This window comes from Escherichia albertii NBRC 107761 = DSM 17582 (assembly GCF_000759775.1).
Lineage (GTDB): Bacteria > Pseudomonadota > Gammaproteobacteria > Enterobacterales > Enterobacteriaceae > Escherichia > Escherichia albertii.
Window position 1 is genome coordinate 1 of the sequence record NZ_BBMY01000013.1, and the last position, 22,725, is coordinate 22,725.

The window sequence follows — 22,725 nt, forward strand, 5'->3', positions numbered from 1 at the left end:
CACCCAGATGCCTTTCTGGAATATGTCAGCCAGGGAAATGCGCTCCCGGAACAGTTGTTGGAATAAACTCGCTTGCTTATTGCACTACTCAAGAAAAAGAAAGGCGAGTCGCACCGTCTGGTTGAATTAAGCGTTATCTGGGTAACCGCGAATTTACAGCCCATCAAGTTGGAGACAGTGAAATATAAGCGGTGACTTAAACACTGGATACTTATGCCCGATGCGCAAGCTTATCGGGCCTACATGTTGAATGTAATTCATTGAATTTGCGATATTTGTAGGTCGGATAAGGCGTTCACGCCGCATCCGACAATAAACATTGAGCACGCTGCCCGCAAAGCCTTACCTACCCGGTCGTACCTCACAACCGGGCATCATCCTTACGACGCCAGCGATAACCTCTGCTGCGTATACTCCATCAACCACTGGCTCACACGAGATTGTTGTTCCGCATTCAGCCACATACCTTGTTTTGTACGGCGCCACAGGGCATCGCCGGCGCGGCGGACCCATTCGTGGTCGACCAGATATTTCAGCTCCGCTTCGTAGAACTCATGACCAAAATCTTCACCGAGGTCACTTATCGCCCCTGCGTTGCCGAGTAATAGCTCAGTGTTGCTACCATAGGTCCGTGCGTAATGACGTGCCAGCGATTCGGTGAGGAATGGGTAACGGCGGCGCAGGCGGGCGGCGTAATCGTCGCGGTCGCCTTCGATAGCGCCACCCGGTAGCACGCTCTCTTTCGTCCACGCCGGGTCAATGCCCTGATAATACGGCGTGAGTTTTTCCAGCGCGTGTTCCGCCAGTTTGCGGTAGGTGGTCAGCTTACCGCCGAATACCGACAGCAGCGGCGCTTTGCCGTTTTCATCATGAATATCGAGCGTGTAATCACGGGTAATGGCCTGCGGCGAATCGGATTCATCATCACATAGTGGACGCACGCCTGAATAGGTCCAGACAATATCGTCACGGCTTAACTGCTTTTTAAAGTGCGCGTTATACACATTCAGCAGGTAATTGATTTCACTCTCTTCAATCTTCACCGCTTTCGGATCGCCTTTGTACTCCACATCGGTGGTGCCGATGATGGAAAACTCGTCCATCCACGGGATCACAAAGACAATACGTTTATCTTCATTTTGCAGAATGTAGGCCTGCTTTTGGGTATGCACGCGCGGCACCACAATATGGCTGCCTTTGATCAGGCGGATGCCATAAGGCGAAGGCAAATGCATCCCGTCGTCGAAGAACTGTTTCACCCACGGTCCCGTGGCGTTAACCAGGCCGCGTGCCTGCCATGTGTATTTTTTGCCAGTATCGATATCTTCTGCTTCCACAATCCACAGACCGTTTTCGCGGCGAGCGGAAGTCGCGCGGGTACGGGTTAGCACCTCACCCCCTTTGCGCACCACCATCTGGGCATTGGCTAATACCAGACGGGCATCATCTACCCAACAGTCAGAATATTCGAATCCGCGTGTGATTTCTGGTTTTAACACCGAATTTGCGCCAAAACGCAAACCTGTTGAACCCGGTAAACTGGTACGTTTACCCAAATGATCGTACATAAAAAGACCGATACGAATCATCCATGCCGGGCGTAGATGCGGGCGATGCGGCAGACGAAAACGCATTGGGAAGGCGATATGTGGGGCCATTTTCAACAGCACTTCACGTTCTGCCAGCGCCTCGCTGACAAGACGGAATTCATAGTGTTCAAGGTAGCGCAGGCCGCCGTGAATAAGTTTGGAACTGGCAGAAGAGGTCGCACAAGCGAGATCCTCTGCCTCCAGCATCAGCACGGATAAACCGCGTCCAGCGGCGTCTGCCGCGATACCAGCACCATTGATGCCGCCACCTATCACAATCAGATCTTTGGTTTCCATGCTGCCCTCATTTACTTTCGTTAAAGCTCATAAATGTTCGTTATCGAGCATATTAGCAAAAAAACGCGCTTTAGGTAACATTGAAAAAACATTTTAGAGTGATATGTATAACATTATGGCGTTTATCTGCCGCTTCGACGTAAACTGTGCGGTAAATTTGCCCACTTGTATGTAAAGAAAGAGAGACGCATGGATCAGTTCGAATGTATTAATGTTGCTGACGCGCACCAGAAGTTGCAGGAAAAAGAGGCGGTGCTGGTCGATATTCGCGATCCACAAAGTTTCGCTATGGGGCATGCGGCGCAGGCTTTCCATTTAACCAACGACACGCTGGGCGCATTTATGCGTGAAAATGACTTCGATACTCCCGTAATGGTGATGTGTTACCACGGCAATAGCAGCAAAGGCGCGGCACAGTATCTGCTGCAACAAGGCTACGACGTGGTTTACAGTATTGATGGCGGTTTTGACGCGTGGCAGCGACAGTTTCCCGCAGAGGTGGCTTACGGCGCGTAACGCTTTATACTGTCCTCTTTTGTGTGGAATAAGCGACAGCAACGATGTTGATGATTACCTCTTTTGCTAACCCCCGCGTGGCGCAGGCATTTGTTGATTACATGGCGACGCAGGGCGTTATCCTCACGATTCAACAACATAACCAAAGCGATGTCTGGCTGGCGGATGAATCCCAGGCCGAACGCGTGCGGGCGGAGTTGGCGCGTTTTCACGAAAACCCGGCAGACCCGCGTTACCTGGCGGCCAGTTGGCAATCCGGTCATACTGGCAGCGGGCTGCATTATCGCCGTTTTCCTTTCTTTGCCACCTTGCGTGAACGTGCCGGACCGGTAACCTGGGCCGTGATGATTGCTTGTGTGCTGGTGTTTATCGCCATGCAAATCCTCGGCGATCAGGAAGTGATGTTATGGCTGGCCTGGCCTTTTGAGCCAGCGCTGAAATTTGAGTTCTGGCGTTACTTTACTCATGCGTTAATGCACTTCTCGCTGATGCATATCCTCTTTAACCTCCTGTGGTGGTGGTATCTCGGCGGCGCGGTGGAAAAACGACTCGGCAGCGGTAAGCTAATTGTCATTACCCTCATTAGCGCCTTGTTAAGCGGCTATGTGCAGCAAAAATTCAGCGGGCCGTGGTTTGGCGGGCTTTCTGGCGTGGTATATGCGCTGATGGGTTACGTCTGGCTGCGCGGCGAGCGCGATCCACAAAGTGGCATTTACCTGCAACGTGGGTTAATCATCTTCGCGCTGATCTGGATTGTCGCCGGATGGTTTGATTTGTTTGGGATGTCGATGGCGAACGGAGCACACATCGCCGGGTTAGCCGTGGGTTTAGCGATGGCTTTTGTTGATTCGCTTAATGCGCGAAAACGAAAATAATTCCAGGGATTTATAAATGAAACAAACACAACGTCACAACGGTATTATCGAACTGGTTAAACAGCAGGGTTATGTCAGCACCGAGGAGTTGGTGGAGCATTTTTCCGTTAGCCCGCAGACTATTCGCCGCGACCTCAATGAGCTGGTGGAGCAAAACCTGATCCTGCGTCATCATGGCGGCGCGGCGCTACCTTCCAGTTCCGTTAACACGCCGTGGCACGATCGCAAGTCTACCCAGACCGCAGAAAAAGAGCGTATTGCCCGCAAAGTGGCGGAGCAAATCCCCAATGGCTCCACGCTATTTATTGATATCGGCACTACGCCGGAAGCGGTGGCGCACGCGTTGCTCAATCACAGTAATCTGCGCATTGTTACCAACAACCTCAATGTTGCTAACACGTTGATGGTAAAAGAAGATTTTCGCATTATCCTCGCCGGTGGCGAATTGCGTAGCCGCGACGGCGGGATAATCGGTGAAGCGACGCTCGATTTTATCTCTCAGTTCCGCCTCGATTTCGGCATTCTGGGGATAAGCGGCATCGACAGCGACGGCTCGCTGCTGGAGTTTGATTACCACGAAGTGCGCACTAAACGCGCCATTATCGATAACTCGCGCCACGTCATGCTGGTCGTTGACCACTCAAAATTTGGCCGTAACGCGATGGTGAATATGGGCAGCATCAGCATGGTCGATGCGGTTTACACCGACACGATGCCGCCAGCAGGCGTGATGCAGGTGCTAACGGACCACCATATTCAACTGGAGCTGTGCTGATCCTGCACGGCTTCCCACGTCAGACCAAAACGCGCCAGGTATTTGCGTAGTCGATCTGCGTCGTTGACGCTGGCTTTGCCCTGGCGCGAAACGTCAAAAAGCTGGCGTCCGGCAGCAGAAAGCGATTTTGCCTGACGACAAACGGCAATAACGTTTTCCAGTTGCATACGGTCAAAGAGATCGATGTTTTCCGCTTCCTCGCCCAGCAATGCAGTAAGCACCGCGGGGCGACTCTCCTGCCAGTTATAACGCAGACGATCAATCTCATCGTCTACCGTTTTCAGAGTAATGCGTCCGTTATCGGCAAATGTCGCCATCCGCGTGACGCTGGCTGAAAGCTCGCGAAAGTTACCACGCCATGTCGCCTGGGGAGATGTCGCAAAGGCCAGCCAGGCGCGACGTGCTTCGGTGTTAAAACGCACGCTATCGCCAGTGAGTGAGGCGTGGCGCTCCACTTCATAATCCAGGTTAGGCTCAATATCTTCCTGGCGCTGGCGTAGCCCAGGCAGAGTGAAGGTCCAGAGATTAATGCGCGCGTACAGGTCTTCGCGGAACTTGCCTTCGGCAACCAACTGGCGTAAATCGCGCACCGTACCGGCGATAAGCTGAAAATCACTGCTCACCTGGCGATCGCTGCCAAACGGGTAAAAGTTTTTCTCTTCAATGGCTTTCAGCAGCATTGCCTGTTCGTCTGTGCCCAGTTCGCCAATCTCATCGAGAAACAACATTCCGCCGTTGGCGCTACGTAGCAGCCCCTCCCGCGATTCTCGCGCCCCGGTAAACGCGCCTTTTACATGACCAAACAGCGTGGACATAGCGGTATCACCGCGCAGAGTGGCGCAGTTCACCTCAACAAACGCGCCGCTAAACTGATGTCGCGCCTGTTTTAACTCGAAGATGCGTCGCGCCAGAAACGACTTGCCCGCACCGGTTGGGCCGTTAAGCAGGATCGGTGCGCGAGATTTAATCGCCACTTTTTCGATCTGCTCAATCATGCGGTTGAAGTGGGGGTTACGCGTGGCAATGCCGGACTTAAGAAAATCGAGCGTTTGCTGACGTTCTTCGGCAAAGCGGCTGGCGATGGCGTTATAACGGCTTAAATCGAGATCGATAATGGTCACTTCACCTGCGCCGCGCGGTTGCTCTTTTTTGCGCGGTGGCGAAGATTGTATCAGCCGGGCGGGCAGGTAACGCGCTTCCGCCAGCAGAAACCAGCAAATCTGCGCCACGTGGGTACCGGTGGTGATGTGAATTAAATAGTCTTCTTTATCAGGTTGGAATGCGTAACCACGGGCAAAATCATGCAGGCAGGCGTAAACCTCCTCGAAATCCCATGGGTTATGCAGTTCAATCTCAACGCCCACCACTTCTGTTTCTGGCGAAATATTGGCGATATCGCGTTTAAGCGTTTCAAACAGCGAGCTTGAGCGGGCGTCGTGCAACAATTCCAGTCGATCGATGACTAACGATTCTTGCTGGCATAGACAGAGTGACGGACGCCATTTCGACCATCGCTGACTGCCGCGTCCGGCATAATCCAGTACGGTGCCGACAAAGCCAAAAGCCACTGTTTTACGCATCTTAGATATCCTTATAAAAGACGATATTTCATTATCGGTAAATTGGCTTTGCGGGAAATCTCCGTTTACGGACTGGAATATTTTATCTATTTAAAAACAATGAATTAAAAAATTAAGCGGCTTATTTAATTTTCTGGCACGACGGTTGCAATTATCAGGACATACCAACGAAAAGAGAAAAACATAATGAATTACGAATTACTGACCACTGAAAATGCCCCGGTAAAAATGTGGACCAAAGGCGTGCCGGTAGAAGCCGATGCGCGTCAGCAACTTATTAATACCGCGAAGATGCCGTTTATTTTCAAACATATTGCGGTAATGCCGGATGTACACCTGGGTAAAGGTTCCACCATTGGTAGCGTGATCCCGACCAAAGGGGCGATTATTCCGGCGGCGGTGGGTGTAGATATCGGCTGTGGAATGAACGCATTGCGTACCGCGTTAACGGCGGCGGACTTGCCCGAAAACCTGGCGGAGCTGCGTCAGGCGATAGAAACTGCCGTACCACACGGGCGCACTACCGGGCGTTGTAAACGTGATAAAGGTGCCTGGGAAAATCCGCCTGTTAACGTCGATGCGAAATGGGCTGAGCTGGAAGCGGGTTATCAGTGGCTAACGCAAAAATATCCGCGTTTCCTTAATACCAATAACTATAAACACCTGGGAACGCTGGGAACGGGTAACCACTTTATTGAAATCTGCCTTGATGAGTCGGACCAGGTGTGGATTATGTTGCACTCCGGTTCACGCGGAATCGGTAACGCCATCGGAACTTATTTTATCGATCTGGCGCAAAAAGAGATGCAGGACCAGCTTGAAACGTTGCCGTCACGTGACCTGGCGTATTTCACGGAAGGTTCGGAATACTTTGATGATTATCTGAAAGCCGTGGCCTGGGCGCAGCTTTTTGCCAGCCTGAACCGCGATGCGATGATGGAAAACGTGGTGTCGGCGTTGCAGAGCGTTACGTAGAAAACGGTGAGACAGTCACAAACGCTGGCGATGGAAGAGATCAACTGTCACCACAACTATGTGCAAAAAGAACAGCACTTTGGCGAAGAGATCTATGTGACGCGTAAAGGCGCGGTGTCTGCGCGTGCTGGTCAATATGGAATTATTCTCGGTTCGATGGGGGCGAAAAGCTTTATCGTCCGTGGGCTGGGAAATGAAGAGTCGTTCTGTTCGTGCAGCCACGGTGCCGGGCGGGTAATGAGCCGTACTAAAGCGAAAAAACTGTTCAGCGTGGAAGATCAAATTCGTGCCACCGCGCATGTGGAATGCCGTAAAGATGCCGAAGTGATCGACGAAATTCCGATGGCGTATAAAGATATCGATGCGGTGATGGCAGCACAAAGCGATCTGGTGGAAGTTCTCTACACTCTGCGTCAGGTGGTGTGCGTAAAAGGATAAATGATGAAAAGGATGATTACGCTGGATGGCGCACAGGGCGAAGGCGGCGGGCAGATCCTGCGCTCGGCGCTGAGTCTGTCGATGATAACCGGCCAGCCATTTACCATCACCGGCATTCGTGCCGGGCGGGCGAAACCGGGGCTGTTGCGCCAGCATCTGACCGCGGTAAAGGCGGCGACAGAAATTTGCGGAGCAACGGTGGAAGGCGCGGAGCTGGGGTCGCAGCATCTGGTCTTTCGGCCCGGCGCCGTGCGCGGCGGCGATTACCGCTTTGCTATCGGTAGCGCCGGAAGTTGTACGCTGGTGCTGCAAACGGTGCTGCCCGCGCTGTGGTTTGCCGATGGGCCTTCGCGTGTTGAAGTGAGTGGTGGCACCGATAACCCGTCGGCACCGCCTGCGGACTTTATCCGCCGGGTGCTGGAGCCGCTGCTGACGAAAATGGGAATTCATCAGCAAACCACGTTATTACGCCACGGTTTTTACCCTGCAGGAGGCGGGGTGGTGGCGACGGAAGTCTCGCCTGTGGCATCGTTTAACACCTTGCAACTTGGCGAGCGCGGGAACATTGTGCGGATGCGTGGAGAGGTGCTATTAGCTGGTGTGCCGCGCCATGTCGCTGAGCGTGAAATCGCTACGCTGGCGGCAAGTTTTTCACTGCATGAACAGGCTGTTCATAACCTGCCGCGTGACCAGGGGCCGGGCAATACCGTCTCGCTTGAAGTCGAAAGTGAAAATATCACCGAACGTTTTTTTGTCGTCGGTGAAAAGCGCGTCAGTGCCGAAGTGGTCGCCGCGCAGTTGGTGAAAGAGGTGAAACGCTACCTGGCAAGCCCGGCGGCGGTGGGGGAGTATCTCGCTGACCAGATTGTGCTACCGATGGCGCTAGCGGGTGCGGGGGAATTTACGGTCGCCCATCCCTCATGCCATCTGCTGACCAATATCGCGGTGGTGGAGCGTTTCTTGCCGGTACGGTTTTGTTTGATAGAAACAGATGGCGTAACGCGGGTGAGCATTGAATGATACAGAGATGTAAGCCGGATCTGGCGCGTTATCCGGCTAAACTTACACTCCGTATCCCATCATCTTCAACAATTGCTGGGCGTGTTGTACCGCATCCTGGCGATGGGCCACGCCGAGCTTCTGGTACAAATTACGGATATGCGTTTTGATGGTGGTTGCCGCCACTTCCAGTTCACCGGCAATTTGTTCGTTGCTGTAACCAGAATAAATTAACCCTAGCACTTGCCATTCGCGCTGGGTCAACGGGCTGGTGCGGATCAGTTCTGGTACTTCAGGATGATTTAGCAGACGTTCAACGAAATTCTCATCGAAATGGGCGAATTTATGCCGATGATGTTGATTGATTTCCCGCAGAATACGCTGGGCGCGGTGCTGTTCCAGTTCTGGCAGTGTGTTAAGTTGAATTAACTGGCGTAATTGCTGCGCCATTGCTTCGCCTTCGATGACAAAATGGCTGATAAAGCCGGTGCGATTCGCCAGTTTTAATGCGTCCAGCAATGCGCGTTGGGCGTCGCTTTTCCGCCCGGATTGCCAGTACAGTTGGTTGAGCAGCAGCAAGTTACGGTTGAGATCGCTCATTAATCGTAAATTGCGGGCGTTCTCGTTGAGTTCTTCGAGGACAATTTCTGCAGGTTCAAATTCACCCAGCAAGATTTGCGCACGGGCAATGTTGCGCCATTGACCTTGCAGGAAGTGGTTATTGGCAAATTCTGGCTTCGCGGTGTGGCGCAGCCAGTTGGCGGCAGCGGCTTTATCTCCGGTCATCTGCCAGTAAATAACACGGACTTTATTGGCGTTGGAGATCCAGTCGCTGTGATATTTACCATTCCCCAGCAGGTTTTCCAGACGGTTAAGTTGACTGCGGGCGTTATCCAGATCGCCACGGGCCAGTGAGCATTGAATTAACATTGCCAGGCACTGAAGCTGCTGTTGCGGTTGATAAGAAGATAAGACCTTAATCCCGCTACGCGCCGAGGTTTCGGCTTCATCCAGCCGCGCCCATGCCCATAACAGTTGCGCACGAATACGTACCAGAAACTCATGCATTGGCAGCTGTTCCAGATGCTGCTCGTTAATCAACTGGAACGCTTTTTCTTGAGTTTCCCACGCGGTTTGTAGAAACCCTTGCGCAAACAAAATTTCGCTTTGCTGGATTAAACTCCACAAGGCGTAGTGCCAGACATCGTGCTGGCGTGCCATCTGTTCAGTTTGCCGCATTAACGTCAGTGAGCGGGTCAGTTTGCCTTTACAGTGCAACACTTCCCCCAGCACAGAGGTTGCGACAATGCGGCTGTAGAACCAGCCCGGAGGCAGTTCTTCCAGTGCCAGTTTTGCCAGTCGTTCGGCTTCATTCGGATTACCGTCGTTAATCGCCACCTGGGCGCGCAGAGCGTTAAATTCTGCGTGCATGGTGCCTTCTCTGATGTCCTTGATTTCATGTTCGGCACGTGCCAGCAGGGTGTTCACTTCGCCATAACGATGCTGGCTTTGCATTAGCCAGGCCTGTAACAACACCAGTTGTGGATTTTCCAGCAGACTGTCCCACGGCAGGGCTTTCAGCGACTCTTCCAGTAGAGAAAGTTCGCTATGGTTGAACAGACTCCAGGCGTGATTAAGCAGGATATCGCGCAGCATCAGCGCATCGCCTGCTGCCAGAGCATGGTGAATAGCCTCGCTGGGAAAACCTTGTGCCATCCAACTTTCAGCCGCAGCACGGTGGATTTCCGGCAGTTCAGCCGCCAGCTCCCACTGGCAGCGTTGACGCAGGAAGTTACCAAACAGCGGGTGATAGCAGAACCATTCGCCAGTATCATCCATCCGTTGCAGAAACAGACCCTGACGCTCGATTTCTTCAAGGCGCATTTGGCCGTTATCTTCGCCAGTAACACGGGAAATCTGCGCGTCATTCATGGAACGCAAAATGGCGCTTTTCAACAAAAAATGGCGCGTTGCCAGATCAACGTTATCTAAAACCTCATCGACCAGATAATCGGAAAGATGGCTGGCATTGATTCCAGCCAGGCGGCGTGCGGATTTATGAGCAGAATGGGTATTTTGCCTTGCCGAGAGCGCGATGAGTTGCAACGCGGTCGCCCAACCGGAAACATCATCGCAAATCCGGCTGCTTTCTGCTGCTTCAATCGGCGATGACAGACGGCAATCAAAAAATTGCTTAGCTTCCTGATGAGTAAACGCCAGTTGCTGACTGCCGATTTCCAGCAGTTGATCGCGTACACGTAAATTGGCGATACCCAACTGTGGAAGGTTTCGTGATAACACCACCAGAGTGAGATTTTCCGGCTGATGGCGGATGAAGAAGCGCATCGATTCGTGGATCACCGGATTGGTGATCAGGTGATAATCGTCGATAACCAGATAAAGTGGGCTATGCCATTCCGCCAGTTCGATGAAAAGCTGGGCAAACAGTGACGTCAGGCTGGCATATTGCCGTTTTTGCGTCATCGTCTCACTAATGGCGCAGTGTCCGCTGGTCGCCTGTTGCACGGCGGCAATAAAATAGCTGGCGAAACGCTCTTGCTGGTTATCGCCTTCATCAAGCGAGTACCAGCCCAAATCGTTTTTTCCAGCCGCCCATTGGGAGATGAGCGTTGTCTTTCCATAACCCGCAGGACTTGTGATCAGCACCAGCCTGAAGTTGTTCGCGCCGGAAAGTTTAGCCAGCAGGCGCTCACGAACCACAGTATGGTCGAGTCGAACCGGACGACTTAATTTTGACGGAATCAGCATAGTTAATCACTTCACTGTGGAAAATGAGGAAATATTATTTTTTTTGCGCTTCGTAATTAATGGTCATAAGGTCGGACAGAAACCTTTGTAATGCAAGCGATGGTGATTTTTTATGTGTCTGAATTTGCACTCTGTCACAATTCCAAACGTTTATTAATGGTTCACCTTAAAACAACGCTGATGCAGCGTAGATGCTGGGTTTTACGGTATATTCCTTATGTTCATTGTCCCTATTTAAGCAATGATGTTCTCTCTATTCCTGATGAAATTGCTATCTGAAAAGATGATATTAATAAATCCATTAAGAATAAGATGAAGCGCCATTGATATTTCATCGCCGAAACGGTTTCACTTCTTTACTTAATTTATAGCGTTACCTTCCGCTTTTTGATAATACGCAACGGTCATTTCTTACGCTTAAAAGGCAGGTTTTTTGCTCTGTATGTCACCGAACAGATGCTTTGCAGTGGATTGCACTACCTTTAAGTGGTCGAGATCACATTTCCTTGCTCATCCCCGTTACTCCTCCCTGCCTAATCCCCCGTAGGATGAGGAAGGTCAACATGGAGCCTGGCAAACTAGCGATAACGTTGTGTTTAAAATCTAAGAAAAGTGGAACTCCTATGTCACAACCTATTTTTAACGAAAAGCAATTTCAGGAAGCTCTGTCACGCCAGTGGCAGCGTTATGGCTTAACATCTGCGGCCGAAATGACCCCTCGCCAGTGGTGGCTGGCAGTGAGCGAAGCTCTGGCTGAAATGTTACGCGCTCAGCCTTTCGCCAAACCGGCGGCGAATCAGCGCCACGTTAACTACATCTCAATGGAGTTTTTAATTGGCCGTCTGACGGGCAATAATTTGTTGAACCTCGGCTGGTATCAGGATGTACAGGCATCGTTGAAGGCTTATGACATCAATCTGACCGATCTGCTGGAAGAGGAGATCGATCCGGCGCTGGGCAATGGCGGCCTGGGGCGACTGGCTGCGTGCTTCCTCGATTCAATGGCAACCGTTGGCCAGGCTGCTACAGGCTACGGCCTGAACTATCAATATGGTTTGTTTCGCCAGTCTTTTGTCGATGGCAAACAGGTTGAAGCGCCGGATGACTGGCATCGCGGCAATTATCCGTGGTTCCGTCATAACGAAGCACTGGATGTGCAAGTCGGCATTGGCGGTAAAGTGACAAAAGATGGACGCTGGGAACCCGAATTTACTATTACTGGTCAGGCGTGGGATCTCCCCGTTCTCGGCTACCGTAATGGTATAGCGCAACCGTTGCGTCTGTGGCAGGCAACGCATGCGCATCCGTTCGATCTGACTAAATTTAACGATGGTGATTTCCTGCGTGCCGAACAGCAGGGCATCAACGCCGAAAAACTGACCAAAGTGCTCTATCCGAACGATAACCACACCGCAGGTAAAAAACTGCGGCTGATGCAGCAGTACTTCCAGTGTGCCTGCTCGGTGGCGGATATTTTGCGTCGCCATCATCAGGCGGGCCGTAAGCTGCACGAACTGGCAGATTATGAAGTTATTCAACTGAACGACACACATCCAACCATTGCTATTCCTGAACTGTTGCGTGTATTGATTGATGAGCACCAGATGAGCTGGGATGAAGCCTGGGCGATCACCAGCAAAACTTTCGCCTACACCAACCATACCCTGATGCCGGAAGCGCTGGAGCGCTGGGATGTGAAATTGGTGAAAGCGTTGTTGCCGCGTCATATGCAGATAATCAACGAAATTAATACTCGCTTTAAAACGCTGGTGGAGAAAACCTGGCCGGGCGATGAAAAAGTGTGGGCCAAACTGGCGGTTGTGCACGATAAGCAAGTGCATATGGCAAATCTGTGCGTAGTTGGCGGTTTTGCGGTGAACGGTGTAGCGGCGTTGCATTCGGATCTGGTGGTGAAAGATCTGTTCCCGGAATATCACCAGTTGTGGCCGAATAAATTCCATAACGTCACCAACGGTATTACTCCTCGTCGCTGGATCAAACAGTGCAACCCGGCACTGGCGGCATTGTTGGATAAATCACTGAAAAAAGAGTGGGCTAACGATCTTGATCAACTGATCAATCTGGAAAAATTCGCTGATGATGCAAAATTCCGCCAGCAATATCGCGAGATCAAGCAGGCGAATAAAGCCCGCTTGGCAGAGTTTGTAAAAAATCGCACAGGCATTGAGATCAACACTCAGGCTCTGTTCGACGTCCAGATCAAACGTTTGCACGAGTACAAACGTCAGCACCTGAATCTGCTGCATATTCTGGCGTTGTACAAAGAAATTCGCGAAAACCCGCAGACTGACCGCGTGCCGCGTGTGTTTCTGTTCGGTGCGAAAGCAGCACCAGGCTATTACCTGGCGAAAAACATTATCTTTGCGATCAATAAAGTGGCTGATGTGATCAACAACGATCCACTCGTGGGTGACAAACTGAAGGTGGTATTCCTGCCAGATTATTGTGTCTCGGCGGCGGAAAAACTGATCCCGGCGGCGGATATTTCCGAGCAAATCTCCACCGCAGGTAAAGAAGCTTCCGGTACTGGCAATATGAAGCTGGCGCTCAATGGCGCACTCACCGTCGGTACGCTGGATGGCGCTAACGTTGAAATCGCCGAGAAAGTCGGTGAAGAAAATATCTTTATCTTTGGTCATACCGTGGAACAAGTGAAGGCCATTTTGGCTAAAGGCTACGACCCGGTGAAATGGCGGAAGAAAGATAAGGTGCTGGACGCCGTGTTGAAAGAGCTGGAAAGCGGTAAATACAGCGACGGCGATAAGCATGCCTTCGAGTCGATGCTGCACAGTATCGGCAAACAGGGGGGCGATCCGTATCTGGTCATGGCGGATTTTGCAGCCTACGTAGAGGCACAAAAGCAAGTGGATGTACTGTACCGCGACCAGGAGGCCTGGACTCGCGCAGTGATCCTCAATACCGCCCGCTGCGGTATGTTTAGCTCGGATCGCTCTATTCGCGATTACCAGGCTCGTATCTGGCAGGCAAAACGCTAAGGAAGCTCGATGGAAAGCAAACGTCTGGATAATGCCGCGCTGGCGGCGGGGATCAGCCCCAATTACATCAATGCCCACGGTAAACCGCAGTCGATTAGCGCCGAAACCAAACGGCGTTTGCTTGACGCGATGCATCAACGTACCGCCACGAAAGTGGCGGTAACGCCTGTCCCGAATGTCATGGTTTATACCGTCGGTAAAAAAATGCCGATGGCTGTGGGGGGCAATGGTGAATATAGCTGGCTGTTGACCACCGAAGAAGGAATGCAGTACAAGGGCCACGTGAGTGGAGGTAAAACATTCAACCTCCCCGCGAGGCTGCCAGAAGGGTATCACAGCCTGACGCTCACTCAGGACGAACAGCGTTCTCACTGCCGGGTGATTGTCGCGCCTAAACGTTGCTACGAACCGCAGGCGTTGCTGAATAAACAAAAGCTGTGGGGCGCTTGCGTTCAGCTTTATACACTGCGATCGGAAACAAATTGGGGAATAGGTGACTTTGGCGATCTCAAATCCATGTTGGTGGATGTGGCGAAACGCGGCGGATCGTTTATCGGCCTGAACCCGATTCATGCGCTTTACCCGGCAAATCCAGAAAGTGCCAGTCCCTATAGCCCGTCTTCTCGCCGCTGGTTGAACGTGATTTATATCGACGTTAACGGCGTTGAGGATTTTCAACTTAGCGAAGAGGCACAAGCCTGGTGGCAAATGCCAACCACTCAACGGACGCTGCAACAAGCGCGGGATGCTGACTGGGTCGATTATTCTACCGTCACCGCCTTGAAAATGACGGCGTTGCGAATGGCATGGAAAGGATTCTCGCTACGAGATGATGAGCAAATGGCGGCATTTCGTCAGTTTGTCGCAGAACAGGGAGACAGCCTGTTCTGGCAGGCCGCATTTGATGCGTTACACGCCCAGCAGGTGAAAGAAGATGAAATGCGCTGGGGCTGGCCGGCGTGGCCGCAGGCATATCAGAACGTAGACTCGCCAGAGGTGCGTCAGTTCTGCGAAGAACATCGTGATGATGTCGATTTTTATCTCTGGTTGCAGTGGCTGGCTTACAGCCAGTTTGCCGCCTGCTGGGAGATAAGCCAGGGCTATGAAATGCCGATTGGTTTGTACCGCGACCTGGCGGTTGGTGTAGCGGAAGGCGGGGCGGAAACCTGGTGTGACCGTGAACTGTATTGCCTGAAAGCATCGGTTGGCGCGCCGCCGGATATCCTTGGCCCGTTGGGGCAGAACTGGGGATTGCCGCCGATGGACCCACATATCATCACCGCGCGCGCCTATGCGCCGTTTATCGAGCTGCTGCGCGCCAATATGCAAAACTGCGGCGCGTTGCGAATTGACCATGTGATGTCGATGCTGCGTTTGTGGTGGATACCGTATGGCGAGACGGCGGATCAGGGGGCGTATGTTCACTATCCGGTGGATGATCTGCTCTCAATTCTGGCGCTTGAAAGTAAGCGTCATCGCTGCATGGTGATTGGCGAAGATCTCGGCACAGTGCCAGTAGAGATAGTCGGTAAGCTGCGAAGTAGCGGTGTTTACTCCTACAAAGTACTCTATTTCGAAAACGATCACGAGAAGACGTTCCGCGCGCCGAAAGCGTATCCAGAGCAGTCGATGGCGGTTGCGGCGACGCATGACTTGCCAACACTGCGCGGTTATTGGGAAAGCGGAGATTTAACGCTGGGCAAAACGCTGGGTCTGTACCCGGATGACGTGGTGCTGCGTGGTTTGTATCAGGATCGTGAGCTGGCGAAGCAAGGGTTGCTGGATGCGCTGCATAAATATGGATGTCTGCCCAAACGTGCCGGGCATAAGGCATCCTTGATGTCGATGACACCGATGCTTAATCGCGGCTTGCAGCGTTACATCGCCGACAGTAACAGCGCCCTGTTAGGGCTACAGCCGGAAGACTGGCTGGATATGGCCGAACCCGTCAATATTCCCGGCACCAGTTACCAGTACAAAAACTGGCGACGCAAACTTTCCGCAACGCTTGAAAAGATGTTTGCCGATGATGGCGTGAACAAGTTGCTGAAGGATTTGGACAGACGGCGCAGGGCGGCAGCGAAGAAGAAGTAGAGTGCGGTTGATGCCGGATGCGGCGCATCCGGCAGTCAGTGTTATCAAATCACCATATTCAGCAGCAGACAGCCTACCAGACCGCACACTGAGATAATGGTTTCCAGCATCGACCAGGACTTGATAGTCTCGCCGATAGTCAGGTTAAAGTACTCTTTGAACAGCCAGAAGCCCGGATCGTTCACGTGAGAGAAAATTACACTACCGGAGCCGACGGCGATAACCATTAGTTCTGGGCTAACACCCGTCGTTGCAATCAGCGGTGCCGCGATACCCCCCGCAGTGATTGCCGCAACGGTTGCAGAACCCAACGCGATACGCAGTACTGCGGCAATCGACCAGGCCATCAGCAGCGGAGAAATGTTGGTTTCATGCATCATGGAGGCGATGTATTTGTCCACACCGCTGTCTACCAGCACCTGCTTGAATGCACCGCCGCCACCGATGATCAACAGCATCATCGCGATGATTTTGATGGAAGAAACCAGCGTATCGTTAATCTGATCCATCGAACGACCGCGGTTCAGACCAAAGGTGAACATCGCAATCAGCACTGCAATCAGCGTTGCCATTACCGGGTCACCTAAGAACTCTGCTACCGGCAGGAAAGCGTGGCCTTTCGGCAGGATCATTTCAGCAATGGCGCGCATCGCCATCAGCACAACGGGTACCAGAGAAGTCCAGACGCTGACGCCAAAGCTCGGCATCTCTTCTTCACTAAACGTTTTCGCGCTGTACAGACCTTCCGGGATCGGCTTATCAATACCTTTCAGCACGCGGGCATAAACCGGACCTGCAAGAATAACGGTTGGGATTGCCAGAATAGTGCCGTACAACAGGGTTTTACCCATATCGGCATTGAAAATGGTGGCAATTGCGGTCGGGCCCGGGTGTGGCGGCAGGAAACCGTGAGTAACAGACAGCGCAGCCGCCATCGGCACACCAACGTACAACAGCGGGATATTGGCGGCGGCAGCGATGGTAAACACCAGCGGCAGCATCAGCACAAAGCCCACTTCATAGAACAGAGCAAAACCGACGGTAAAACCGGTCAATACTACCGCCCACTGAATATGCTTCTTACCAAATTTGGCAATCAGTGTCGTAGCGATACGTTGTGCGCCACCACAGTCTGCCAGCATTTTGCCCAGCATTGCGCCAAAACCCATGATCAGGGCAAGACTACCGAGCGTACCACCGACACCGGCTTTGATTGAGCCAATTACTTTATCCAGCGGCATACCTTGCATTAATCCGACAGCAAGCGCCACCAGGACGAGGGCGATGAAACCGTTCATTTTGAAGCGGATCATCAGGAGTAATAACAAGATTACACCGATAGCAACAATGACTAATGGCATGATTTACCTGGCCTTTAATTTGTTATGGGTAACGTCAGGTTTCTGACGACAAATCCTGGTTGTCCCAACTGAGAACAGAGATATCACGGCACCACGGCTGATGACTCCTAAAACGAATTAGTGCCGTCAGATGTTATGAGTGTGTTTGGTGCCCGCGCGAATGATACGGGTAACATTACGTGCTTGAGAATCACCAGAGTGGGGTAAATTTAAATTATGAGACGCAGGTCAAATTATCGTGGGGAAATGAAGGAATTGGATTGTTGGAGTAAAACAATGATACAGGTTTCATTCAGGCCCGACAGGACGTTTTAGCGTCGTATCGGGCAAGCGACAAAAGAGGAGAAAATTTAGTAGTAAGAGTGCTCGCCGCGCTGGTGCTCGGTGAGATCGCGTACACCTTTCAGCTCAGGGAATTCGTTCAGCAATTGCTTTTCGATGCCTTCTTTCAGGGTGACGTCTACCATTGAACAACCGTTACAGCCGCCGCCAAATTGTAGAATGGCATAACCGTCTTCGGTGATTTCCATCAGCGAAACGCGACCGCCGTGGCCTGCAAGCTGCGGGTTAATCTGCGATTGCAGCATATACTCCACGCGCTCCATTAGCGGTGCGTCGTCTGCTACTTTACGCATTTTGGCATTTGGGGCTTTCAGTGTTAATTGAGAACCTAACTGGTCGGTAACGAAGTCGATCTCTGCATCTTCCAAGTATGGTGCGCTTAACTCATCAACATACGCGGTCAGCAGGTCAAATTTCAGGGCGGTGTCGGTCGCTTCTACGGCGTCCGGCGGACAATAAGAAACACCGCATTCAGCGTTAGGCGTGCCGGGATTGATCACAAATACGCGGATTTGTGTCCCTTCTTCCTGGTTTGCCAGCAGTTTGGCAAAGTGCGCTTGTGCAGCATCGGAAATACGGATCATAGTAATGGCCTAATAGTTGACTATTTTAGTTGGTTATAATACGCCCATCATCGAGGCTCTACAAGGTTCGACAAAGGCACCAGACCTGGACAGTTGCCGCACCATTGCGTAAAAGCAACTGCGCAATCTCTGCGACGGTACTTCCGGTGGTGACGACATCATCCACAATCACCATATGGAGACCTTGCACGGGCAATTCAAGGCGAAAGGCATTTTTCAGGTTGCGCTTGCGCAGGCGGGCGTTGAGAAAATGCTGAGTTGCTGTGGCTCTTGTACGCGTGACGGCTTCGCTATCCCATTGACAGTGCAGCCAGTGCGATAACGGTTGGCAAAGCAAATCGCTCTGATTAAACCCCCGGCGCCAGTGCCGATGTCGCCACAACGGTACGCTGATGAGGCGATCCGGTAGTTGCAGCCCGCTGGTCCGGCGGGCGTGTAAGACCGCCAGTAGTAACAGACGCGAAAGCGCGCTGGCGATTTCACTGCGCTGTGAAAATTTAAGCTGATGGATGAGTGGGCTTAAGGGCGGCGTATAGCTGGATACGGTGATCAGACGCTGCCACGGCGGCGGTTTTTTCAGGCAGCGGCCACAGGGGAGAGCGATGTGTGCCGTTGGTAACCCGCACTGCGGGCACAGCATTTCATGTTTATGTGCGGCATGTGAGCAGACCGAACAAATTCCCCAATGGCCTAGCGCCAGCGGCATTCGGCATAGCCAGCATAATCTAGGTACTGTTAGCATATGTTCATCCTTGTTAGTCAAAAGAGAACAATAGCGGATGAATAACATCTGGTGGCAGACCAAAGGTCAGGGGAATGTTCATCTTGTGCTGTTGCACGGATGGGGATTGAATGCCGAAGTGTGGCGTTGCATAGACGAGGAACTTAGCTCGCATTTTACGTTGCATCTTGTTGATCTCCCCGGTTTCGGGCGCAGCCAGGGATTCGGCGCCATGTCGCTTGCCGACATGGCGGAAGTCGTGCTGCAGCAGGCACCAGATAACGCCATCTGGCTGGGCTGGAGTCTGGGCGGGCTGGTGGCAAGCCAAATTGCGTTGACCCATCCTGAGCGTGTCCAGGCACTGGTCACCGTGGCGTCGTCGCCGTGCTTCAGCGCTCGCGAAGAGTGGCTGGGGATAAAACCGGATGTGCTGGCGGGCTTCCAGCAGCAGCTCAGTGAAGATTTTCAACGGACGGTGGAACGGTTCCTTGCACTACAAACCATGGGTACAGAAACGGCACGCCAGGATGCACGAGCGCTGAAGAAAACCGTGCTGGCATTACCGATGCCGGAGGTTGAAGTACTCAATGGCGGACTGGAAATTCTGAAAATGGTCGATCTCCGTCAACCGCTGAAAAATGTACAAATGCCGTTTTTGCGATTGTATGGGTATCTTGATGGTCTGGTACCGCGCAAAGTGGTGCCGATGCTGGATGAACTCTGGCCTCACAGCGAGTCATACATCTTCGCCAAAGCGGCCCATGCACCGTTTATTTCGCATCCAGACGAGTTTTGTCAACAGTTGGTGGCGTTGAAGCAGAGGGTGTAGGCAGTATTTGAAATAGCGAGGCAAAAATCTACTGACTCGTCGCAACCAACTCGTCTTCTGACCGCCCGGTAAAGTGTATGATGCCCGCAAGAGGGACTCTGGATTGCAGCATTCTTTTGGCGATATCCAGGGTTTCCATGCGTCGGTCCAATAAATAACTAATCAGGTAACCAATAAGGTATTTCACCGACCACAACACGTCGGAATAGCTTTCACGCAGATCGTCATCGATAAAACTGCTCGACTCCAGCTTGAGGGTTTTCATCCCTGCGAGACGCCTTCAGAGGAACTTATGCTCTGCTGCAAGAGTTGCATTTTTATGGAAAGCGACACGCAAAAAAGCCCGGTAGCAAACGCATACCGGGCTTTTCAAAACAGGCGATGGAACAAGGTTAACGCAATGCCCACCACTCGCGCAGACAGGCTTTGCCTTCCGGGCAGCTTTTGCAACTGCCGGAGAGACAGCCATCAGGTTCTTCCTGAATTCGCACGGCTTTGCCCATACTTTCCAGTTGTTGCAGCATGGCGTTAATCATCGGCTGCGGGGTGTTCAGCGTCTGGCTAATCTGGGCCGCGTCCATACGGCCCCGTAACGCCAGCAAATCACGCACCTGAATGAGCGAAGCCATTGCTGTGTCCTTAGTGGCAATCGCCAGTGGTGCTGGCAGCGCAGCAACTGCTTACTGATTTGCGCGTTGCCAGCAGTTCGATATCTACCCGGCTACGCGCGCGGCGCAGCAGGCCGATGACCGCGATGTTAAACAGAACAACCGCCAGAATGCACACCAGACTGTAGGTTGGGTGCTGGCTGTAGCTGGCGACCTGATAGAACAGGGTGGCGAGTGAGTAAGCGATATTCAGCCCCCACAGAATGGAGAAGCCCATCCAGCCACGGCTGGATTCACGAGCGATAGCCCCCATCACCGAGATGCACGGAACATACAGCAGGACAAAAATCAGATAACTGTATGCTGCTGCCGCGCTGCCGAATTTCTCATCCATCACGCCCATTGCCCCGGTGCCCATTTCGCCGTCGCCTTTGCTGGCTTCAATCGGGTTCGCCAGTACGCTAAGGCTGAAGGTATCTTTCAGGCTTTGCCAGGTTTCATCTACTGCGCCTGACAGCTCTTCTCCGAGGTTAAATTCTGCTGGATTGAATTCTTCATCCTGAATATTTTCCGCGGTGTAGAGGGTATTGAGCGTACCAACCACGACTTCTTTCGCCATGGCGCCCGTAAACAGGCCAACCGTTGCCTGCCAGTTATCTTCATGTACGCCAATTGGCTTGAAGACCGGGGTAATCACACGGCTGACAGAGGCCAGCGCCGAGTCGTTAATGTTGTCGACGATTTTCCCGCTCAGTGAGAAGCTGTTGAAGGCGCTAAGGAAAACGCTGACGACGATGATCACTTTACCTGCACGCAGAACAAAGCCTTTCAGGCGCTGCCAGGTCTGGATAATCAGACTTTTAACGTGCGGTACGTGGTAGACAGGCAGTTCCATCACAAACGGCGTCGCTTCGCCGCGCATGATGGTGTATTTGAGCATCAGCCCCGTCAGCACTGCCATCACAATACCGATAACGTACAGTGAGAATACCGCCAGTGCGCCATTCTGCCCGAAGAAGGCGGCTGCAAATACCGCGAAGATGGCCAGACGCGCGCCGCAGGACATAAACGGCGCCATCATGATGGTCATCAGGCGTTCACGCGGGGCATCAAGAGTTCGTGCCCCCATCACCGACGGTACGTTACAGCCAAAACCGACGATCAACGGTACAAAGGATTTTCCCGGCAAGCCCAGCGCCTGCATCAGACGGTCCATTACAAATGCCGCACGCGCCATATACCCGGAGTCCTCAAGGAAAGAGAGGAACAGGTACATCATGCCAATCTGCGGCACCAACGGCAGCACGGTGTTAATACCGCCACCAAGCCCCTGGGCGAGGAAGATAGTCAGCCAGTCCGGGAAGTGGAGTGTGTAGCCAATCCACTGAATACCATGTACAAACAGCGCCACAGAACCGACATCAAACAGTGGCTGTAATGCGCCGCCGATGTTGATGGCAAGCAGGAACATCAGGTACATGACGAACAGGAAAATCGGCAGACCGAGGAAACGGTTAAGCACGATTTTATCCACCGCGGTAGTAAAACGGCTGGGTTCTGCCGTCAGAGTGTTGCTTACCATATCACAGATAGCTGCAATGCACTGGTAGCGAGCATCAGCAATGTGCAATGCCGGATCGTCCGTTTCATTACGCAGACGGGCGAGGGCGGCATCCAGATGTTGCGACGCTTCACCGGCATAGGCACGGCTGTAAATATCGCCTTCCAGCATTTGTAGGCCCAGCCAGTGACGGTGTTTAAGCGGGATGTCAGACGGCATCACTTTTGCCAGCGCGTCGGCTTCATTGATGAGCGGCTGAGCATAATGCACCAGCTCCACATCCTCGTTGGCTTTATAGCGATCGACCGCCAGTTTCAGTGCTTCAATTCCTCGACCACGAGTGGAGACCAGTGGGATCACCGGGCAACCAAGACGTGCTGCCAGCGCATCAATGTCAATGCGAATATTTTGCTTTTCGGCAATATCGAGCATGTTTAGCGCCACAATGCACGGAATGCCGAGTTCCAGCAGTTGCAGCGTCAGGTAAAGGTTACGCTCGAGGTTTGAAGCGTCTACCACGTTAATCAGCAGATCGGCGTCGCCGCTCAAAATGTAGTGACAGGCGATTTGCTCATCCAGTGAGGTCTGCGATGAGATAGTGGTTAGAGAGTAGGTGCCTGGTAGGTCCACCAGTGTGACCTGATGATCGGTGGTGGAGAACAGCCCCTCTTTACGTTCGACGGTCACGCCAGCCCAGTTTCCCACGCGCTGACGTGCGCCAGTGAGCTGGTTAAATAAGGTGGTCTTGCCAGAGTTTGGATTACCAATTAAGCCAATGGTTAATTTTTTCATTGT

15 protein-coding genes and 2 pseudogenes are annotated in these 22,725 nt (G+C 52.4%); 8 read left to right on the plus strand and 9 right to left on the minus strand.

The window, feature by feature from the left end; genetic code table 11:
- Window positions 1–380: 380 nt before the first annotated feature.
- Entirely contained in the window at window positions 381–1,886 is a 1,506-nt protein-coding gene (gene glpD / locus EA14781_RS03725; protein ID WP_000448104.1) for a glycerol-3-phosphate dehydrogenase, read from the minus strand.
- Between the two features lie 189 nt (window positions 1,887–2,075).
- On the opposite strand from glpD, the gene glpE reads away from it, so the two are divergent.
- The 3 genes from glpE to EA14781_RS03740 are packed head-to-tail and all read left to right on the plus strand — an operon-like array spanning window position 2,076 to window position 4,052.
- On the plus strand, window positions 2,076–2,402 hold the full coding sequence (glpE, locus tag EA14781_RS03730; protein ID WP_000371925.1) for a thiosulfate sulfurtransferase GlpE: 327 nt from the start codon (window positions 2,076–2,078) through the stop codon (window positions 2,400–2,402).
- 44 nt (window positions 2,403–2,446) lie between these two features.
- Entirely contained in the window at window positions 2,447–3,277 is an 831-nt protein-coding gene (glpG, locus tag EA14781_RS03735; protein WP_000928714.1) for a rhomboid family intramembrane serine protease GlpG, read from the plus strand.
- Between the two features lie 16 nt (window positions 3,278–3,293).
- Entirely contained in the window at window positions 3,294–4,052 is a 759-nt protein-coding gene (locus EA14781_RS03740; protein WP_000815106.1) for a DeoR/GlpR family transcriptional regulator, read from the plus strand.
- On the opposite strand, the gene rtcR is transcribed toward EA14781_RS03740, so the two are convergent.
- Window positions 4,034–5,632, minus strand: a complete 1,599-nt coding sequence (gene rtcR, locus EA14781_RS03745; protein WP_001232895.1) for a DNA-binding transcriptional regulator RtcR — start codon at window positions 5,630–5,632, stop codon at window positions 4,034–4,036. The genes EA14781_RS03740 and rtcR overlap by 19 nt on opposite strands.
- Window positions 5,633–5,818: 186 nt before the next feature.
- Between rtcR and rtcB the strand changes: the two are divergent.
- Both rtcB and rtcA read left to right on the plus strand, forming a co-directional pair.
- Window positions 5,819–7,045: pseudogene (gene rtcB, locus EA14781_RS03750) on the plus strand (RNA-splicing ligase RtcB).
- Window positions 7,046–7,048: 3 nt separating this feature from the next.
- Window positions 7,049–8,065: an RNA 3'-terminal phosphate cyclase gene (gene rtcA, locus EA14781_RS03755; protein ID WP_002460055.1), complete on the plus strand. Its 1,017-nt coding sequence runs from the start codon at window positions 7,049–7,051 to the stop codon at window positions 8,063–8,065.
- A 42-nt stretch (window positions 8,066–8,107) separates the two neighbouring features.
- Here rtcA and malT read toward each other — a convergent pair whose 3' ends face one another.
- Window positions 8,108–10,813: an HTH-type transcriptional regulator MalT gene (gene malT, locus EA14781_RS03760; protein ID WP_000907053.1), complete on the minus strand. Its 2,706-nt coding sequence runs from the start codon at window positions 10,811–10,813 to the stop codon at window positions 8,108–8,110.
- A gap of 623 nt (window positions 10,814–11,436) precedes the next feature.
- Here malT and malP point away from each other — a divergent pair.
- Window positions 11,437–13,830 (plus strand): maltodextrin phosphorylase, encoded by a 2,394-nt coding sequence (malP, locus tag EA14781_RS03765; RefSeq protein ID WP_000081934.1) that lies wholly within the window; start codon window positions 11,437–11,439, stop codon window positions 13,828–13,830.
- Window positions 13,831–13,839: 9 nt separating this feature from the next.
- Window positions 13,840–15,924 (plus strand): 4-alpha-glucanotransferase, encoded by a 2,085-nt coding sequence (gene malQ, locus EA14781_RS03770; RefSeq protein WP_000444372.1) that lies wholly within the window; start codon window positions 13,840–13,842, stop codon window positions 15,922–15,924.
- A gap of 44 nt (window positions 15,925–15,968) precedes the next feature.
- On the opposite strand, the gene gntT is transcribed toward malQ, so the two are convergent.
- From gntT to gntX, 3 genes are all read right to left on the minus strand, one after another.
- Entirely contained in the window at window positions 15,969–17,285 is a 1,317-nt protein-coding gene (gntT, locus tag EA14781_RS03775) for a gluconate transporter (RefSeq protein ID WP_001131743.1), read from the minus strand.
- A gap of 350 nt (window positions 17,286–17,635) precedes the next feature.
- Window positions 17,636–18,211, minus strand: a complete 576-nt coding sequence (gene nfuA / locus EA14781_RS03780) for a Fe-S biogenesis protein NfuA (protein ID WP_000619389.1) — start codon at window positions 18,209–18,211, stop codon at window positions 17,636–17,638.
- Window positions 18,212–18,269: 58 nt separating this feature from the next.
- On the minus strand, window positions 18,270–18,953 hold the full coding sequence (gene gntX / locus EA14781_RS03785; protein ID WP_000958744.1) for a DNA utilization protein GntX: 684 nt from the start codon (window positions 18,951–18,953) through the stop codon (window positions 18,270–18,272).
- A 37-nt stretch (window positions 18,954–18,990) separates the two neighbouring features.
- Here gntX and bioH point away from each other — a divergent pair, with 37 nt between their 5' ends.
- On the plus strand, window positions 18,991–19,761 hold the full coding sequence (bioH, locus tag EA14781_RS03790; RefSeq protein ID WP_001060060.1) for a pimeloyl-ACP methyl ester esterase BioH: 771 nt from the start codon (window positions 18,991–18,993) through the stop codon (window positions 19,759–19,761).
- A 103-nt stretch (window positions 19,762–19,864) separates the two neighbouring features.
- Here bioH and EA14781_RS26130 read toward each other — a convergent pair.
- From EA14781_RS26130 to feoB, 3 genes and pseudogenes are all read right to left on the minus strand, one after another.
- Window positions 19,865–20,035, minus strand: a pseudogene (locus EA14781_RS26130) (Rpn family recombination-promoting nuclease/putative transposase); the annotation flags it as partial.
- A gap of 118 nt (window positions 20,036–20,153) precedes the next feature.
- Window positions 20,154–20,390 (minus strand): [Fe-S]-dependent transcriptional repressor FeoC, encoded by a 237-nt coding sequence (feoC, locus tag EA14781_RS03800; protein ID WP_000157582.1) that lies wholly within the window; start codon window positions 20,388–20,390, stop codon window positions 20,154–20,156.
- A gap of 10 nt (window positions 20,391–20,400) precedes the next feature.
- The gene (gene feoB, locus EA14781_RS03805) at window positions 20,401–22,722 is read right to left on the minus strand and encodes a Fe(2+) transporter permease subunit FeoB (protein WP_000736961.1); all 2,322 of its coding nucleotides are present in this window, start codon (window positions 22,720–22,722) and stop codon (window positions 20,401–20,403) included.
- Window positions 22,723–22,725: the final 3 nt, after the last annotated feature.

Bases quoted from the DNA above. Each gene is read 5' to 3' on its own strand.
- glpD (WP_000448104.1), bottom strand. From the start codon at position 1,886: ATGGAAACCAAAGATCTGATTGTGATAGGTGGCGGCATCAATGGTGCT.
- feoB (WP_000736961.1), bottom strand. From the start codon at position 22,722: ATGAAAAAATTAACCATTGGCTTAATTGGTAATCCAAACTCTGGCAAG.
- rtcR (WP_001232895.1), bottom strand. From the start codon at position 5,632: ATGCGTAAAACAGTGGCTTTTGGCTTTGTCGGCACCGTACTGGATTAT.
- malT (WP_000907053.1), bottom strand. From the start codon at position 10,813: ATGCTGATTCCGTCAAAATTAAGTCGTCCGGTTCGACTCGACCATACT.
- glpG (WP_000928714.1), top strand. From the start codon at position 2,447: ATGTTGATGATTACCTCTTTTGCTAACCCCCGCGTGGCGCAGGCATTT.
- gntT (WP_001131743.1), bottom strand. From the start codon at position 17,285: ATGCCATTAGTCATTGTTGCTATCGGTGTAATCTTGTTATTACTCCTG.
- rtcA (WP_002460055.1), top strand. From the start codon at position 7,049: ATGAAAAGGATGATTACGCTGGATGGCGCACAGGGCGAAGGCGGCGGG.
- glpE (WP_000371925.1), top strand. From the start codon at position 2,076: ATGGATCAGTTCGAATGTATTAATGTTGCTGACGCGCACCAGAAGTTG.
- malP (WP_000081934.1), top strand. From the start codon at position 11,437: ATGTCACAACCTATTTTTAACGAAAAGCAATTTCAGGAAGCTCTGTCA.
- feoC (WP_000157582.1), bottom strand. From the start codon at position 20,390: ATGGCTTCGCTCATTCAGGTGCGTGATTTGCTGGCGTTACGGGGCCGT.
- EA14781_RS03740 (WP_000815106.1), top strand. From the start codon at position 3,294: ATGAAACAAACACAACGTCACAACGGTATTATCGAACTGGTTAAACAG.
- gntX (WP_000958744.1), bottom strand. From the start codon at position 18,953: ATGCTAACAGTACCTAGATTATGCTGGCTATGCCGAATGCCGCTGGCG.
- nfuA (WP_000619389.1), bottom strand. From the start codon at position 18,211: ATGATCCGTATTTCCGATGCTGCACAAGCGCACTTTGCCAAACTGCTG.
- malQ (WP_000444372.1), top strand. From the start codon at position 13,840: ATGGAAAGCAAACGTCTGGATAATGCCGCGCTGGCGGCGGGGATCAGC.
- bioH (WP_001060060.1), top strand. From the start codon at position 18,991: ATGAATAACATCTGGTGGCAGACCAAAGGTCAGGGGAATGTTCATCTT.